We start from the raw sequence: 15404 nt of genomic DNA, 5'->3' as shown, positions 1-15404 counted from the left end.
GTGTAGGCATCAAATTCCAAGGGAAAGACCATGGACCTTCAGGCCATTGCCGACGACATTGTGCGCGATCTCAGCTCCAGGCTCGGCGAGGGCAAGGTGGCCGACTATATTCCCGAACTCGCCAAGGTGGACCCGAAGCAGCTCGGCATCGCGATCACCACCGTCGACGGCAAGACCTATCGCGCCGGTGACGCGGAGACCGCCTTCTCGGTGCAGAGCATTTCCAAGGTGTTCATGCTGACGCTGGCGCTCGGCAAGGTCGGCGAGACGATCTGGCGCCGCGTCGGGCGCGAGCCCTCGGGCTCGGCCTTCAATTCGATCGTCCAGCTCGAGCATGAGCACGGCATTCCCCGCAATCCCTTCATCAATGCCGGCGCCATTGTCGTCACCGACATCGTGCTGGCAGGCCACCGCCCGCGCGAGGCGATCGGCGAATTCCTGCGCTTCATGCATTTCGTCGCCAATGACGAGAGCCTCTATATCGACGAGCCCGTCGCCCGCTCGGAGCAGCGCACCGGCTATCGTAATTTCGCGCTCGCCAATTTCATGCGCGGCTTCGACAATCTCGAACATCCCGTCGACCATGTGCTCGGCGTCTATTTTCACCAGTGCGCGCTGGCCATGAACTGCGTCCAGCTGTCCCATGCGGGCCTGTTCCTGGCCAATCGCGGTACCAATCCACTGACCGGTTTTTTCCGTTGTCTCGCCGCGGCGGGCGCGACGGATCAACGCGATCATGCTGACCTGCGGCCATTATGACGGCTCCGGCGATTTTGCCTTCCGCGTCGGCCTGCCCGGCAAATCCGGCGTCGGCGGCGGCATTCTCGCCGTTGCCCCCGGCAGGGCTTCGATCGCCGTCTGGTCGCCGGGGCTTGACGAGACCGGCAATTCCCTGCTTGGCAGCATTGCGCTGGAAATGCTTGCCGCACGCACCGGCTGGTCGGTGTTCGGCACCTGAGCGGAACGGCCCGGCAATGCAAATGCTGAATGAGAGAAACGACACCATGAGCGACGCAGAAATCCTCGACGAGACCCGGCCGGAAGACAGTGCCTTCCGCGCGCTCTTTGCCGATGCGCCCTCCTCGGTCAGTTTCCAGCGGTTGCGCAAGCGGCTGCTGCGGCAGGTGCGCCAGGCAATCTTCGACTTTTCCATGCTTGAAGGCCAAAAGCGCTGGCTGGTCGCGCTTTCCGGCGGCAAGGACAGTTACGGCCTTCTCGCCGTGCTGATGGAACTCAAATGGCGCGGGTTGCTGCCGGTCGAACTCATCGCCTGCAATCTCGATCAGGGCCAGCCGAACTTTCCCAAACATGTCCTGCCAGACTATCTCGAAAGCCTCGGGATCAGATACCGGATCGAGTACAAGGACACCTATTCGATCGTCACCGACAAGCTTGCGCCGGGCTCCACCTACTGCTCGCTGTGCTCCAGGCTCAGGCGCGGCCATCTCTACCGGATCGCGCGCGAGGAAGGCTGCGACGCCCTGGTGCTCGGCCACCACCGCGAGGACATTCTCGAGACCTTCTTCATGAACCTCTTCCACGGCGGCAGGCTTGCCACCATGCCCGCGAAGCTTCTGAACGACGACGGTGACCTGACGCTTCTGCGCCCGCTTGCCTATGCGGCCGAGGACGACCTGGCGCGCTTTGCCGAGGCCATGCGCTTTCCCATCATCCCCTGCGACCTCTGCGGCTCGCAGGACGGGCTGGAGCGCAACGCCATGAAGCAGATGCTGGCCGACATGGAGACGCGCATGCCCGGCCGCAAGGAGGTGATGCTGAGGGCGCTCTGCAATGCCAATCCCTCGCACCTCCTCGACCCGAAGCTTTTCGATTTTGCCGGATTACGGCCTCAAACCGATTGAACTTCGCCCGCCCGCCGGGGCCATTTCCGGCCCGTGATAATGTGTCAGTTTCACTAAACTTTCCGTCATCTGCCTGAAAATAGACGGTTCTGCGCCTCGCGGCCTTGCCGTTTGTCTGCCACGATGCCACAAAAGGTCACCATCAAACACGAGAGGTGATGTCGTGGAAAAAGCAGAAATCGGCCTGATTGGTCTGGGTGTCATGGGCTCCAACCTCGCCCTGAACATTGCTGAAAAAGGCAACAGAATCGCCGTTTACAACCGTACGGTCGACAAGACGCGCGCATTTTACGCAGGCGCCGGCGACCTTCAGAAGAACATCGTTCCCACAGAAACGCTTTCGGAATTCGTGGCCGCCATCCGTCCGCCGCGCCCGATCATCATCATGATCAAGGCCGGCGATCCGGTTGATCAGGAGATCGAGAAGCTGCGCCCCTATCTCGGTAATGGCGACATCATCATCGATGCCGGCAATGCCAATTTCCACGATACCCGCCGCCGCTTCCAGGAGCTGGAAGGCACCGGCCTGACCTTTATCGGCATGGGCGTTTCCGGCGGCGAAGAAGGCGCGCGGCACGGTCCCTCGATCATGGTCGGCGGCACGGAAGACAGCTACGCCCGCGTTGAAAAGGTTCTGACCTCGATTTCGGCGAAATATGCCGAGGACCCCTGCTGCGCCTGGCTTGGTCCGGACGGCGCCGGCCACTTCGTCAAGACCATCCACAACGGCATCGAATATGCCGACATGCAGATGATCGCCGAAATCTACGGCATCCTGCGCGACGGCGTCGGCATGAGCGCCTCGGAAATCGCCCATGTCTTCAGCGAATGGAACGATGGCCGCCTGAACTCCTTCCTGATCGAGATCACCGCCAAGGTGCTGACGGCGACCGATCCTGAAACCGGCAAGGCCATGCCCGACATCATCGTCGATGCCGCCGGGCAGAAGGGCACCGGCCGCTGGTCGGCGATCGAAGCGCAGCAGCTTGCCGTGCCGGCGACCGTGATCGAGGCCGCCGTTGCCGCCCGTTGCCTGTCCTCCATGCGTGGCGAACGCAAGGCAGCCGAGCCGATGTTCAACAAGGAAGAACTCGAATTCAGCATTCCGCCGGGTCCCTGGCTCAACCGTGACCTGGAACTGGCGCTCTTCGCAGCCAAGATCGCGGCTTATGCGCAGGGCTTCGACGTCATGGCGTCGGCATCCGAGCAGTATGGCTGGAACCTGCCGATGCCAGAGATCGCCCGCATCTGGCGCGCCGGCTGCATCATTCGCTCGCAGTTCCTCGACGAGATCACCAAGGCCTTCTCCGAAACGCCGGATGTCGCCAACCTGATCGTAACGCCTGCCTTTGCCGCCATGGTCAACGAATGCCTGCCGTCGCTGCGCCGCATTGTCGCCGCCGCGACTTCCGCCGGCCTTCCGGTTCCGGGTCTCGCCTCGGCTCTTACCTATTTCGATGCCTATCGCCAGTCGCGCGGCACCGCCAACCTGATCCAGGCACAGCGCGACTTCTTCGGCGCCCATGGCTTCGACCGTCTCGACGGCCTCGACATCCATCACGGCCCCTGGGGCAGCGGCGCGGCCTGACGCCTTTCCGTCTCTTCAGAGCAAGCAAATCGAGAGAGCCCCGTCGCAGCGGGGCTTTTCTTTTCGCGCCGCAGCTTCCGGCTCCTGAGGCAACGAGAGCTATGATGTATGAATTTCCACGCGGTTGCGCCCATTGCCCTTGGCTTCGTAAAGCGCTTGGTCCGCCTGCTTGATCACGGAATAGACCGACGGCACAGCCGCCGATGATTGGGCCACGCCCGCGCTCACGGTTACCCTGACATCGTGGGAGAAAATCTCGTCGGCAAGTTGCCCCCTGATATCTTCGGCGATGCGCGCGGCATTGCTGAGAAGCGCATCATTGAGGATCACGCAGAATTCCTCGCCGCCATAGCGCACGACGATGTCGCTTCCGCGGATACGTCGCGTGATGATTTCGGCAAAGCGCGCCAGAACGACATCGCCGAGACCATGCCCATAGCTGTCGTTGACGCTCTTGAAGTGGTCCAGATCGAACATGATGACACAGAAGAGTTCCGGCGTCTGATGGCCCGAATCGCGCCGCTCGAGCAGTTCGAGTGCCCGGCGGTTGGAGAGGCCTGTGAGCGCGTCGCGCTCGGCCTGTTCCTTGAAGGTCTTGTGTTCGACCTCGCGCCGCTCCTCCATCGCCAGAAAATAGCCGAGGATCATCGTGCCGAGCAGATTGCGCAGCACAAGGGCCGGCAGCGAATGGAACGCCGTGCTGAGGGCGAAATCGAGCGGCAGAAGAAAGACGGTCAGGAGGCTCAGCGAGATCGAGAGACCAAGAAGCGCGAGGTTGCGCAGATCGCGGCCATTGCCGCAATACCGCACGAAGGCAAGCGCGACGATGGTCGCCAGCACGATGCTGACCGTGCCCGGCATAACACCGGCCCCGCCGATAAGTATCCTGATGGTAACGGCGACAGCGCCCGCAATCAGCGCCGCCCAGACTCCGCCGAAAAGCGCGGCCAGGCCGATCATGATCACGCGGATATCCAGGATGAAACCGGGACCAACCACCAGCGGATCGATCATCGAAATGGCTGCGCCGAAACTGAAGAGAAGGCCGATCGCCGGGCCGGACCAGAGCGCCGGCCAGCGCGAACGCAGGATGGCGCGGTACGTCAGAATGACCAATGCCGCCAAACCCACCTTTTCCAGCATGGTCGCGAGAATACCCACATTCTCCATCATCGGTCACTGTCCCACGTTCTGGTCATTGCTCGCTCGATCCTCGTTCTCATGACAAGAACCACAGGTGATGGCCGTGTGCCGGGGAGCGCCTCTGGCACCGCAGCATCCGAACACCGGTCTTTTTGGGGGATACGCATCACGCAATTCGAGCCGTTGGTACGGTTAATGCCCCGTTTACCACAAGCAAAAAATGTCCACAAAGGCTAACCTTCCCCGACTCAATCGCCGTTTTGGCAAAGGCCAGCTTGATCAGCCGAGCCGAATGGCCCAAAACTCATGATCCAACACCGCCAAGACAGCAGAAAGGCGCCCCGGAGATGCCAGCAACCGTCATTCCCCCGCCGCACGCAATCCTGCTCCCCGTTACCGGTATTGAAGAGCGCTTCCCGGTCCGTCGCGTCTACTGCGTCGGCCGCAACTACGCGGCCCATGCTGTGGAAATGGGCCACGACCCGGAACGCGAGGCGCCGTTCTTCTTCCAGAAGAACGCCGACAATCTGCTTTTGCCGGGACAGCCCTTTGCCTATCCAAGCCTCACCGCCAACGTACACCACGAGGTCGAATGCTATGTGGCGCTGAAAGATGGCGGCGCTGATATCGGCGTCGAAGATGCTCTGGACTGTGTATACGGCTACGGCGTCTCCGTGGATCTCACCCGGCGCGATATTCAGGACGAGGCGAAGGCGAAAAGCCGGCCCTGGGAGATGGCAAAGGCCTTCGAGCATTCAGCGCCGGTATCCGCGATCGCGCCCGCGGAGGAGATCGGCCACCCCGAAAAGGGCGCGATCACGCTCTTGCGCAATGGCGCCGAGACGCAGAACGGCGACCTCAACCAGATGATCTGGAAGGTGCCGGAGATCATAGCGGAACTGTCGCGCTATGTAACGCTCGCTCCCGGCGACATCATCCTGACGGGAACGCCCTCGGGCGTGGGGCCGGTTTCGAGAGGCGACCGGATCGAATGCGAGATCGAGACTGTCGGAAAACTTGCATTCGACGTGATCTGATATACTCTGGCGTTCCTCAGGAGGACGAAAATTGACGATTTACGCGCTCGGCGCGCGCCGACCGAAATTGCCACCGGACGGCGCCTATTGGATTGCTCCCGATGCCGCAGTGATCGGCGAGATCATCGTCGGCGAGAATGTCGGAATATGGTTCGGGGCCGTGCTGCGCGGCGACAATGAGCCGATCACCATCGGCCAAGGCAGCAATATTCAGGACGGCGTGATGGTCCATACCGACATGGGCTCTCCCGCGACCATCGGAGAAGGCTGCACCATCGGCCACCACGCCATCATCCATGGCTGCACGATCGGCGACAACAGCCTCGTGGGTATGGGCGCGACTATTCTCAACGGCGCCGTGATCGGCAAGAACTCGCTCGTGGGCGCAAACGCGCTGGTTACGGAGGGAAAGACCTTTCCCGACAACAGCCTGATCGTCGGCGCTCCGGCAAAGGCGGTGCGCACGCTAGACGAGGCGACGATAGAGGGGCTGCGCCGCTCTGCCACAAGCTACCAGGAGAACTGGCAGCGCTTCAGCCGCGACCTCGAGGTCATCGACGACGGTTCGGCCGGATGAATTCGTCGCCGTTCATCACCCTGTCGAAACGTGATCAGGCGCTCGATGAGCTGATCGGCAGAAACCTGGCCCGCACCGGCTGGGTTCTCACCTTCCCTCCCGAACTCGAAGAGCGTTTTAACGCCCATATCCACGCCAGCCGTCACCGCCAGGTCGTCCGGGCCGCGCTGGCCGGGATTGCCTTCCTGTTCGCCTTCGTCATCGTCGACCTCGTCTACCGGCCGGAACTGATCGTCCATCTTTCGATCATCCGGGCGGGCGTTATCGGTTCATTGATGGCAGCGCTGTCACTTGTCATCTATTTTCGCAACGACACTCGCCTGCCGGGACTGATGTCCATCCTCGGAATTTCAGTCGCCTCGCTCGGGGCCGGACTGATGCTGATCACGGTCGGCAATCCGATCGTGCAGTATGAGCCCTACACATTCATCCTCGTCGCCGTCATCGCCAATATCGCCCTGCCGCTGCGCCCTCCTCAGGCGCTCCTGGCCTCGGCCATCAATTTTGCCATCGCGGCCTATTTCATTCTGCCGCTTCCAACGCTCGTGCCGGATGAAAAGGCCTCGCCTCTGATCTTTCTTCTGGCGACCACCGTGATGACGATGCTTGCCAATGTGCGGATCGAGACAATCGAACGAAAGATCTTCCTGCTTTACCTGCGCGAGAAACTGCGCGGCGAGGCGCTTTTGAGCGAATATCGCTCGCTCGACCACATCTCCAACACCGATGCCCTGACCGACCTTGCCAACCGGCGGCTGTTCGATGAGTTCCTCCGGCAGAGCTGGCAGGAGGCCAGGTTCAACGACGAGCCGCTGACCCTGCTGATGATCGATATCGACCACTTCAAGGGCTACAACGACACCTATGGCCATCCGGCGGGCGATGAATGCCTCAAGCAGGTTGCCAGGGCGCTCAAGGCCAGCACGCGGGCGGAAAGCGACCTGCCCGCGCGTTTCGGCGGCGAGGAGTTCGCGCTGGTGCTGCCGAGCTGCGAGGAAGATGACGGGCTCAGCATGGCGAGGCGGATCCACGAGGCCATTGCCCGGCTCGACATCCTGCATGCGACAAGCCCGCTGAAGCGTCTCTCGGTCTCGATCGGCGTCGCGACGGAATGGCCGGCAAACACCACGCATGAGCCGCGCAGCCTGCTGATCCGGGCCGACCGTGCGCTCTACGCTGCCAAACAGGGCGGCCGCAACCTGACATCTGTCGACAGGCCGGGCGAAGATCGCCGGACGCCGGCTCCGGCGGCAGTGGTCAATGGCAGCACCGCCGAGCAGAAGGCCTCCTGAGAAGGACGAACCGGCCCACGCTTTGGAGCGCCGCGCGTCCTATAGGACGCATAAAGGTCGCGCCAACTTATTGAATCGACGCATCGTTCTTGTTGAAAATCGATTCCGATTTTCGAGCCGATGCGCTAGAGCATAATCCGACCGGAGCGAAGCGAGGATCGATTAGATTATGCTTCTAAAACAAATGGATAGAGCGCCGATCTGATTCAATCAGGTCGAAATGCGCTCTAGCGCCGGCAGGCCTCGCACAGGCCGCGCATCTCCACCGTCATCCGCTCCGGCTTGAACTTCCGGCCTTCAGCGAGTGCAGCCAGGGCATGCTCGATCTCGTGCGCGTGAAACTCGATCACCGCGCCGCACCCCTCGCAGATGGCAAAGGCGGTCATGCCGTGATGGCTGCAATCCTCCTCCGGATGGGCGCACGCGACATAGGCGTTCATGCTTTCCAGCCTGTGCACCATGCCGGCCTCGGTCAGCTTGTCGAGCGCGCGGTAGACCTGAAGCGGGGCCTTGAAACCGTGGTCACGCAGGCGATCAAGGATGGTGTAGGCGCTCATCGGGCCTTCGCTTTCCGCAAGGCAATCGAAGACGAGCGACTGGTTGCGGGTCAGTTTGCGCGCGGCAATGGTCATCGGGAAACCTCCTTCATGCGCGTCGGGCGGCAAGCGGAACCATGCCGGCAACGAAAAGCAGCATGGCGGCAACGACGATCGACGGCCCCGAGGGCGTATCATAGTAGAGCGAGGCATAAAGGCCCATCACCACGGAAACCGCGCCGATCAGCGAGGCGATCACCGCCATGGCCTCCGGCGTCTTCGCAAAGCGCCGCGCGGTCGCAGCCGGCACGATCAGCAGCGAGGTGATCAGCATGATGCCGACGATCTTCATGGCGATCGCGATCACCAGCGCCATCAGCAGCATGAAGACGAAACGCGCGGTTTCCGGCCTGAGCCCTTCCGCCTGGGCGATCTCCGGCGAGACGGTTGCGGCCAGAAGCGGCCGCCAGAGCGCGACGATCGCACCGACGACGACGAGCCCGCCGAGCCAGACGATAGCAATGTCGGTGCGCGTGACGGAGAGGATGTCGCCGAACAGGAAGCTGATCAGATCGACCCGGACCCAGGTGAGGAAGGAAACGATCACCAGCCCGACGGCAAGCGTCGAATGGGCGAGAATGCCGAGCAGGCTGTCGGTCGAAAGCGCGCGACGTCGCTCCAGCAGGATCAGAAGAATCGAGATCGCGGTAGCAACGACGAAGACGCTGAGGGTCAGGTTGACGGCAAAGAGCAGCGACAAGGCCACGCCCAGCAGCGCGGAATGCGCCATGGTATCGCCGAAATAGGCCATCTTGCGCCAGATGATGAAGCAGCCGAGCGGGCCCGCCATCAGGGCGACGCCGATGCCGGCAATCAGCGCGCGGGTGAAGAAATCGTCAAGCATGGGATTTCTCCCCGTCATCATGGGTATGGTGCCCGTCATGGGGATGGCAGTGATCGGTGACCGTGCCGTCGGCATGGCGCACGCGCCCGTCCGGCATATGGGTGTGGTCGTGATGGTGACGGTAGAGCGCAAGCGCGCCCGATGCCCGCGCCCCGAAGAGCGCCTGATAGGCCTCGCTGCCGCTGACATCCTCCGGCGTACCCGTGCAGCAGACATGGCCGTTGAGGCAGACCACCGTATCGGTCTGGGCCATCACCACATGAAGGTCGTGCGAGATCATCAGCACGCCGCAGCCCTGGCGGTCGCGGATCTTCGAAATCAGTTCGTAAAGCGCGATCTCGCCGGAATAGTCGACGCCCTGCACCGGCTCGTCGAGAACCAGCAGGTCCGGCGTGCGGGCAATCGCCCGGGCCAGAAGCGCCCGCTGGAATTCGCCGCCCGAAAGGGTCTGAACGTTCGCCTCTTCCATGTGCGAAAGCCCGACCGCCTCCAGCGCCTCGGATATCTCCGCGCGCGACAGCGGCCCCGTGACCGTCATCAGCCGGCGGACGGTCAGCGGCAGCGAGTGATCGATGTTGAGCTTCTGCGGCACATAGCCAATCTTCAGGCGGGACGCCCGCCACACCCTGCCCTCGTCCGGCTCGAACACGCCGATTGCCATCTTCGCGCTGGTCGACTTGCCGGCGCCGTTCGGTCCGATCAGGGTGACGATCTCGCCGCGCCGCACATCGAAACGCACGCCGCGCACGAGAAAACGCCCCTCGCGCCTGATCCCGGCATCCTGCAGCGAAACCAGCAGCCCGGCTTCATCCTTTGTCTTGGTCAATTTCTGAAAACTCCGTCTTGCGGCGCTCTATGACATACGTTATAGCATTACGCAATTAATGTAATAACATTACATTTCAATGCAAGTGAGGTCCTGATGAATTCCCTTCGTATGCTTCTCCTGACAACGGCTGCCGTTTCGGCCGCCGGCGCCGCCATCGCAGATGACAACCTGAAGGTGGTCACGTCGATCAAGCCGCTCTATTCGCTGGCAACGGCGATCACGGCGGGAACCGAGACCGAGACCACGCTTCTGGTCAAGGGCGCAGCCTCGCCGCACACCTACAGCATGGCTCCGTCAGAGGCGCGGGCGCTGCAGCAGGCCGATGTCGTGTTCTGGATCGGACCGGCGCTCGAGCATTTCCTCGACAAGCCGCTTGAGGCGCTCGGCGGCAATGCCGAGGTCGTGGAGCTTGAAGAGGCGCCCGGCGTCGAAACGCTCGAACCGCGCGAGGGCGGCGCCTTCGACGCGCATGACCACGATCATGAAGGCGATGTTCATGATGACCACGGCGCGGACCAGGACCATGATGAGCACACCGATCATGATCACGATGAACACGCAGACGCCGAGCACGAGCATGCGGAAGCCGACCATCACCACGACGGCGAAGTCGATCCGCATATGTGGCTTGACCCGATGAACGCGAAGGCTTTCGCGGCCGCAATGGCGCAAACGCTTGCCGAGAACGATCCGGCCAATGCGGCGATCTATGCCGACAATGCCGAAAAGCTTGAGACAAGGCTCGATGATCTGACGGCCGGCATTCAGGCCCAGATCGACAGCGTTTCGAAAAAGCCCTATGTCGTCTTCCACGATGCCTACCACTATTTCGGTCATCGCTTCGACGTCGAGGCGGCGGGCTCGATCACCGTCAATCCGGAAGCGCCGCCGAGCGCCCAGCGCATTCGCGAAATCCACGACAAGCTGACGGAACTGGGCGCGGCCTGCGTCTTCTCCGAACCGCAATTCGCGCCAAAGATCATTGACGCCGTGATCGAGGGAACCGACGCCCGCACCGGCGTGCTCGATCCGCTTGGCGCCGGCCTCGAAGACGGCCCGGATCTTTACTTCGTGCTGATGGAAAACCTTGCCGGCAATCTGACCGACTGCTTTGTGGCCGAATAAGCGCCATGAGGACTTCCCCCGGGCACGCGCATGATGGCCGGGGGAAGTGGCCTGCGGGTGTCGTAGCTGCCACCCGCAGGCTTTATTATTTCTTCCGTTCGGGCCCTTTGCGCTCGGCCGATTTCGCCCAGATGTTGATATTGGCGTCGAGCGCGTAGCTGTCGATCTCGGCCAGTTCCGCATCGGTGAAATCCGGATTGTCGAGGGCTGCCACGCAATCGGTTACCTGTTCGGGGCGGCTCGCGCCGATCAGCGCCGTCGTTACCCGGCCCTTGCGCAGCACCCAGGCGAGCGCCATCTGCGCCAGCGTCTGGCCGCGCCGCTCGGCGATCGCGTTCAGCGAGCGGATATGGGCAATCGTCTCCTCCTTCAGGAAGGTCTGCTGCAGCGACTTGCCCTGGGCGGCGCGGCTGTCTTCAGGAATGCCGTTCAGATATTTGGACGTCAGCATGCCCTGGGCGAGCGGCGAGAAGACGATCGAGCCGAGACCGAGTTCCTCCAGCGTGTCGAGCAGACCGTCATCCTCGACCCAGCGATTGATCATCGAATAGCTCGGCTGGTGGATGACGAAGGGCGTCTTCAGCTCCTTCAGGATCGCATAGGCCTCGCGGGTGCGCTGCGAATTATAGGAGGAAATTCCCACATAGAGCGCCCTGCCCGAGCGCACGATGTGATCGAGCGCCAGCATGGTTTCTTCCAGTGGCGTATCGGGATCGAAGCGGTGCGAATAGAAGATGTCGACATAGTCGAGACCCAGCCGCTTCAGGCTCTGGTCGCAGGAAGCGATCATGTATTTGCGGCTGCCCCATTCACCGTACGGGCCCGGCCACATGCCGTAACCGGCCTTTGACGAGATGATCATCTCATCGCGCAGACCGGCAAACTCCTTCTTCAGGATCGAGCCGAAGGCCGTCTCGGCGGTCCCCGCCGGCGGACCGTAATTGTTGGCAAGATCGAAATGGGTGATGCCACTGTCAAAGGCCGTCTGGCAGATCGCGACCTTGCGCTCGCGCGGCGTGTCATCGCCGAAATTGTGCCAGAGCCCCAGCGAGATCGCCGGCAGTTTCAGGCCGGAATTGCCGCAGCGGTTATATTTCATCGTGTCATAGCGGGTTTCGGACGGTGTCCAGCTCATCATGCTCATCCTGATTTCGAGATGGCGCCCCGGTTCCGGGAGGGAACCTTCGCGTGAGGAGGCGCTCGTGGGAGACAGCGCGCGGCAGAAGGCCGCCCGCTTTTTGAGAAAATCCAGTCCGGACTATAATCCATTCACCCGCAATGATCCATGTCCTTGCCCGTCGACATTGGGGAGACAGCTTGGCGCGATCGGATTGAAGAACGTCATCATCCGCCAATGCGGCCGCCATCCCCGGCCGCTATCCTTCCATCTCCCATAAAGTTCAGGAAAGGCAAGCATGATGACAAGAACCGTTCTCATCACCGGCACGTCGAGCGGACTCGGCCGCGCTGCAGCGCGGCTGTTCCAGGCCAAAGGCTGGAACGTGGTCGCGACCATGCGCGCGCCCGAGAAGGAAGAAGAACTGACGCGGCTCGACCGCACGATCGTCACCCGCCTCGACGTGGAAGACCAGGCGTCGATCGAGCGCGCCGTCGAGGCCGGCATCACGGCCTTCGGGGCGATCGACGTGCTGGTCAACAATGCCGGCTACGGCGCCTTCGGCCCGCTGGAAGCAACGCCGCTCAAAAAAGCCCGCCGGCAGTTCGACGTCAATGTGATGGGCCTCCTCGCCGTCACGAAGGCGCTGCTGCCGCATTTCCGCACGCGCAAAAGCGGCGTGATCGTCAATATCTCCTCCATCGGCGGGCGGATGACCTTTCCGCTCGGCGCGCTTTATCACGGCACGAAATTCGCCGTGGAAGGCCTGTCGGAATCGCTGCATTTCGAACTCGAGCCCCTCGGCATCGCCGTGAAGATCGTCGAACCGGGTGGCATCAGAACCGATTTCTCCGGCCGCTCGCTCGACTTCAGCAATGATTCGACACTTAAGGAATACCAGGCGATCGTGAACACGCTGCTTGAGGCCATCGGTCCGATGATGGAAAACGGCTCGTCACCCGAAACCATCGCCGAAGTGGTCTACCGTGCTGCGACCGACACCACGCAGCAACTGCGCTTTGCCGCGGGCGACGATGCCGTGGATATCCTTACAAGACGCGCGGCAAGCGACGACGCCACCTTCATCGGAGGCCTCAAGGCGCAATTCGGCATGGGCAACTGACGCCGGATCATGCAGAATGCGCTGATGGGTTGGAGCGTTTCCAGGAAAAGTGGAAACGCCCTATCATGGACGAAGCAAAAGATGATGACGACCGGTTATGCGCTCGACGCGACTTGGCGTCCGCTGCTCAAGGATCTCGGCCTCGTTCCCGCCGACATCCTGAGGCGCGCCGGACTTGCCGATGATCTTCTGCAGAACCCCGGCACCCGGCTCGCCTCGGAGGACTACTATCGTCTCTGGGAGGCGGTCGTGCAGGACGACCGGCTGTTTCCCTTGAGGCTTTGCCGGGCCGTCCGTGCCGAATCCTTTTCACCGCCGCTGTTTGCCGCCCTGTGCAGCCCGAACCTCGGCGTGGCGCTCAGCCGCATCAGGGCCTACAAGAAACTGATCGCGCCCATGCGTCTCGACCTGACTGAGACGGATAATCGTCTGACCGTCGAGATGACATGGCTTGATGCGCCATTCCACCCGCCGCAAAGCATGATCCAGTTCGAACTGCTTTTTGGCGTGACGCTGGCGCGCATGGGCACGCGCGAACAGATCAGCCCGGTCGCGGTCGAAACGACCGCTCTGCCAGCCCAGGTCGGGCCCTTCGAGGACTTCCTCGGCGCGCCAATGAAACGGGCAGCCCGCAACGCCGTGACCTTCTCCGCCAGCGATGCCGCCCGCCCCTTCCTGACCTCGAATGAGAGCCTGTGGGACGCATTCGAGCCGGGCCTGCGCGAGCGTCTCGCCGATCTGGAGGAAGGAGCGACCACCGTCAGGCGGGTGAAGGCCGCACTGCTGGAAGGCCTGCCAAGCGGACTCGCATCGATCGAGGCAGTGGCGGCCAAGCTCTCGCTGAGCAAGCGCACGCTGCAGAGACGGATCGAGGCGGAGGGGGCCTCCTACCAGGAGATACTGCAGGAGACGCGCGAGGCGCTGGCCTGGCACTATCTGAGGACGACGAAATTGCCGGCGGCGGAAATCTCTTTCCTTCTCGGCTTCAGCGAGCCGAACTCCTTCAACCGGGCCTTCCGGGCGTGGTCCGGCCTGACGCCGGAAGGCGCGCGCCGCGCCGACCGGGACGGAACGCCGCCGCAGCAACGCTCCGCCTGAGGGCAAGGCATCCGGCCTTGTTACCGCAGAAGCGCTGCCGCCGCCTCGGCGTCGAGTGCGGCCGGCTGCGTGCAGGTGGTCGACAGCGGCACGAAGGCGCCGGTCTCGCCCGATTTCAGGATCGCGGCCATGACATCGACGCCGTGAAGCGCGCGTTCGAGCGAGCAGCGGGCGTCCCGCCCCTCGATCAGGGCCACGGCCATGTCGGCAAGCCCGGCGGTGCGGTAGTTCGCCCGCCCGCGCTTGTCGCCCTTGTCGAAATCCTGGTTCGGCTTGGCGAAAGGATGATCGCCGAGATCCAGTAGATCGATCTTGCCGTCGCGCCCGGCCGCCTCAACCGTTCCGCCGAAGAAGTTCGGATCGGGCACGAACAGCGAGCCTTCCGTTCCGTAAAGCTCCATGGGGGAATGGCGGTGGGCAAAGACATCCCAGCTTGCCGCAAGCGAGACCGTCGCGCCGTTCTCGAATTCCAGAAGCGCATGAATATTGGTCGGGGTCTTGACCGGAATGATCTCGCCCTTGCGCGGTTCGGACGTGATGGTGCGGGTTTCGTTGGCCATCGACGTCAGCGCCGCAACCCGCTTCACCGGGCCGATCAGGTTGATCAGATTGGCGATGTAGTAAGGCCCGAGATCGAGCACCGGCCCGCCGCCGGGCAGGAAGAAGAAGTCCGGGTTCGGGTGCCACATCTCCATGCCCGCGCTCATCACATGGCAGGTGCCGGAGGTGATCCGGCCGACCTTGCCCTCATCGATATATTTGCGGGCGCGCTGGTGGGCGCCGCCGAGAAACGTATCCGGCGCGCAGCCGACGGCAAGGCCCTTTTCCGCCGCGAGGCGCCCGAGTTCCTTGCCCTCATCGACGGAAAGCACGAGCGGCTTTTCCGAATAGACATGCTTGCCGGCTTCCAGCGCGCGGCGCGACATTTCGTAATGCGCCGCCGGAATGGTGAGATTGACGATGACATCGATCTCGTCATTGGCGAAGAGTTCGTCGACGCCTTGCGCGGTGACGCCATATTCCTCCGCCCGCGCCTTGGCCGCGGCGGCATTGATGTCGGCGCAGGCCAGCACGTTCAGCCCCTTGAACATCGGCGCGAGCGAAAAATAGGTCGCGGAAATATTGCCGCATCCGAGGATGCCGACACCCAGTTCCTTGGTCATGTTTGCCTCG

Annotated in this window: 14 protein-coding genes and 1 pseudogene; 9 read left to right on the top strand and 6 right to left on the bottom strand. The window is 62.4% G+C overall.

What is annotated here, in order from left to right; translation table 11 throughout:
• Nucleotides 1–30: 30 nt before the first annotated feature.
• The 3 genes and pseudogenes from GGR30_RS11230 to gndA all read left to right on the top strand — a co-directional run bounded on the left by GGR30_RS11230 (nt 31) and on the right by gndA (nt 3450).
• A pseudogene (locus GGR30_RS11230) lies at nt 31–958 on the top strand (glutaminase).
• 46 nt (nt 959–1004) lie between these two features.
• On the top strand, nt 1005–1862 hold the full coding sequence (ttcA, locus tag GGR30_RS11225) for a tRNA 2-thiocytidine(32) synthetase TtcA (RefSeq protein ID WP_183486234.1): 858 nt from the start codon (nt 1005–1007) through the stop codon (nt 1860–1862).
• Nucleotides 1863–2025: 163 nt separating this feature from the next.
• On the top strand, nt 2026–3450 hold the full coding sequence (gene gndA / locus GGR30_RS11220) for an NADP-dependent phosphogluconate dehydrogenase (protein WP_183486232.1): 1425 nt from the start codon (nt 2026–2028) through the stop codon (nt 3448–3450).
• A gap of 99 nt (nt 3451–3549) precedes the next feature.
• Here the strand turns inward: gndA and GGR30_RS11215 are convergent, their stop codons facing one another.
• Nucleotides 3550–4623 carry a GGDEF domain-containing protein gene (locus tag GGR30_RS11215; RefSeq protein WP_183486230.1) on the bottom strand — a complete coding sequence of 358 codons (1074 nt, stop codon included), beginning with the start codon at nt 4621–4623 and terminating at the stop codon, nt 3550–3552.
• A gap of 317 nt (nt 4624–4940) precedes the next feature.
• Here GGR30_RS11215 and GGR30_RS11210 point away from each other — a divergent pair, with 317 nt between their 5' ends.
• Genes GGR30_RS11210 through GGR30_RS11200 form a run of 3 tightly spaced genes read left to right on the top strand, consistent with a single transcriptional unit; the run spans nt 4941 to nt 7499 of the window.
• Nucleotides 4941–5630, top strand: coding sequence for a fumarylacetoacetate hydrolase family protein (locus GGR30_RS11210; protein ID WP_183486228.1), 690 nt, complete (start codon nt 4941–4943; stop codon nt 5628–5630).
• A 31-nt stretch (nt 5631–5661) separates the two neighbouring features.
• Nucleotides 5662–6207: a gamma carbonic anhydrase family protein gene (locus tag GGR30_RS11205; protein ID WP_183486226.1), complete on the top strand. Its 546-nt coding sequence runs from the start codon at nt 5662–5664 to the stop codon at nt 6205–6207.
• On the top strand, nt 6204–7499 hold the full coding sequence (locus tag GGR30_RS11200) for a GGDEF domain-containing protein (RefSeq protein WP_183486223.1): 1296 nt from the start codon (nt 6204–6206) through the stop codon (nt 7497–7499). The genes GGR30_RS11205 and GGR30_RS11200 overlap by 4 nt, the downstream gene beginning before the upstream one ends.
• Nucleotides 7500–7726: 227 nt before the next feature.
• On the opposite strand, the gene GGR30_RS11195 is transcribed toward GGR30_RS11200, so the two are convergent.
• From GGR30_RS11195 to GGR30_RS11185, 3 genes are read right to left on the bottom strand one after another with little or no spacing between them, the layout of a single operon-like run.
• A complete protein-coding gene (locus GGR30_RS11195; RefSeq protein ID WP_210288008.1) occupies nt 7727–8131 on the bottom strand; it encodes a Fur family transcriptional regulator in 405 nt (134 codons plus the stop codon).
• Nucleotides 8132–8144: 13 nt separating this feature from the next.
• Entirely contained in the window at nt 8145–8939 is a 795-nt protein-coding gene (locus tag GGR30_RS11190; RefSeq protein ID WP_183486220.1) for a metal ABC transporter permease, read from the bottom strand.
• A complete protein-coding gene (locus GGR30_RS11185; protein ID WP_183486218.1) occupies nt 8932–9765 on the bottom strand; it encodes an ATP-binding cassette domain-containing protein in 834 nt (277 codons plus the stop codon). Before GGR30_RS11185 ends, GGR30_RS11190 begins: the two co-directional genes overlap by 8 nt.
• A 96-nt stretch (nt 9766–9861) precedes the next feature.
• Between GGR30_RS11185 and GGR30_RS11180 the strand changes: the two genes are divergently transcribed.
• The gene (locus tag GGR30_RS11180) at nt 9862–10893 is read left to right on the top strand and encodes a zinc ABC transporter substrate-binding protein (protein ID WP_210288007.1); all 1032 of its coding nucleotides are present in this window, start codon (nt 9862–9864) and stop codon (nt 10891–10893) included.
• An 85-nt stretch (nt 10894–10978) separates the two neighbouring features.
• On the opposite strand, the gene mgrA is transcribed toward GGR30_RS11180, so the two are convergent.
• Complete coding sequence (gene mgrA, locus GGR30_RS11175) at nt 10979–12028, bottom strand: L-glyceraldehyde 3-phosphate reductase (RefSeq protein ID WP_183486216.1); 1050 nt, start codon at nt 12026–12028, stop codon at nt 10979–10981.
• Between the two features lie 280 nt (nt 12029–12308).
• Here mgrA and GGR30_RS11170 point away from each other — a divergent pair, with 280 nt between their 5' ends.
• Nucleotides 12309–13133: an SDR family oxidoreductase gene (locus GGR30_RS11170; RefSeq protein ID WP_246413753.1), complete on the top strand. Its 825-nt coding sequence runs from the start codon at nt 12309–12311 to the stop codon at nt 13131–13133.
• An 81-nt stretch (nt 13134–13214) separates the two neighbouring features.
• Nucleotides 13215–14231 (top strand): AraC family transcriptional regulator, encoded by a 1017-nt coding sequence (locus GGR30_RS11165; RefSeq protein WP_183486214.1) that lies wholly within the window; start codon nt 13215–13217, stop codon nt 14229–14231.
• A 20-nt stretch (nt 14232–14251) separates the two neighbouring features.
• Here GGR30_RS11165 and GGR30_RS11160 read toward each other — a convergent pair whose 3' ends face one another.
• The gene (locus GGR30_RS11160) at nt 14252–15394 is read right to left on the bottom strand and encodes a Gfo/Idh/MocA family protein (protein ID WP_183486212.1); all 1143 of its coding nucleotides are present in this window, start codon (nt 15392–15394) and stop codon (nt 14252–14254) included.
• Nucleotides 15395–15404 lie beyond the last annotated feature (10 nt).

The organism is Martelella radicis (assembly GCF_014196625.1).
GTDB classification, from domain to species: Bacteria; Pseudomonadota; Alphaproteobacteria; order Rhizobiales; family Rhizobiaceae; genus Martelella; species Martelella radicis.
Note: the sequence above shows the minus strand (reverse complement) of the source record. Positions and strands in the feature narration are given on the sequence as shown.

Excerpts from the sequence above, each read along its gene's own strand:
- GGR30_RS11210 (WP_183486228.1), top strand. The coding sequence starts at position 4,941 with ATGCCAGCAACCGTCATTCCCCCGCCGCACGCAATCCTGCTCCCCGTT.
- ttcA (WP_183486234.1), top strand. The coding sequence starts at position 1,005 with ATGAGCGACGCAGAAATCCTCGACGAGACCCGGCCGGAAGACAGTGCC.
- GGR30_RS11215 (WP_183486230.1), bottom strand. The coding sequence starts at position 4,623 with ATGATGGAGAATGTGGGTATTCTCGCGACCATGCTGGAAAAGGTGGGT.
- GGR30_RS11160 (WP_183486212.1), bottom strand. The coding sequence starts at position 15,394 with ATGACCAAGGAACTGGGTGTCGGCATCCTCGGATGCGGCAATATTTCC.
- GGR30_RS11195 (WP_210288008.1), bottom strand. The coding sequence starts at position 8,131 with ATGACCATTGCCGCGCGCAAACTGACCCGCAACCAGTCGCTCGTCTTC.
- GGR30_RS11170 (WP_246413753.1), top strand. The coding sequence starts at position 12,309 with ATGATGACAAGAACCGTTCTCATCACCGGCACGTCGAGCGGACTCGGC.
- GGR30_RS11180 (WP_210288007.1), top strand. The coding sequence starts at position 9,862 with ATGAATTCCCTTCGTATGCTTCTCCTGACAACGGCTGCCGTTTCGGCC.
- GGR30_RS11200 (WP_183486223.1), top strand. The coding sequence starts at position 6,204 with ATGAATTCGTCGCCGTTCATCACCCTGTCGAAACGTGATCAGGCGCTC.
- GGR30_RS11165 (WP_183486214.1), top strand. The coding sequence starts at position 13,215 with ATGATGACGACCGGTTATGCGCTCGACGCGACTTGGCGTCCGCTGCTC.
- mgrA (WP_183486216.1), bottom strand. The coding sequence starts at position 12,028 with ATGAGCTGGACACCGTCCGAAACCCGCTATGACACGATGAAATATAAC.
- GGR30_RS11190 (WP_183486220.1), bottom strand. The coding sequence starts at position 8,939 with ATGCTTGACGATTTCTTCACCCGCGCGCTGATTGCCGGCATCGGCGTC.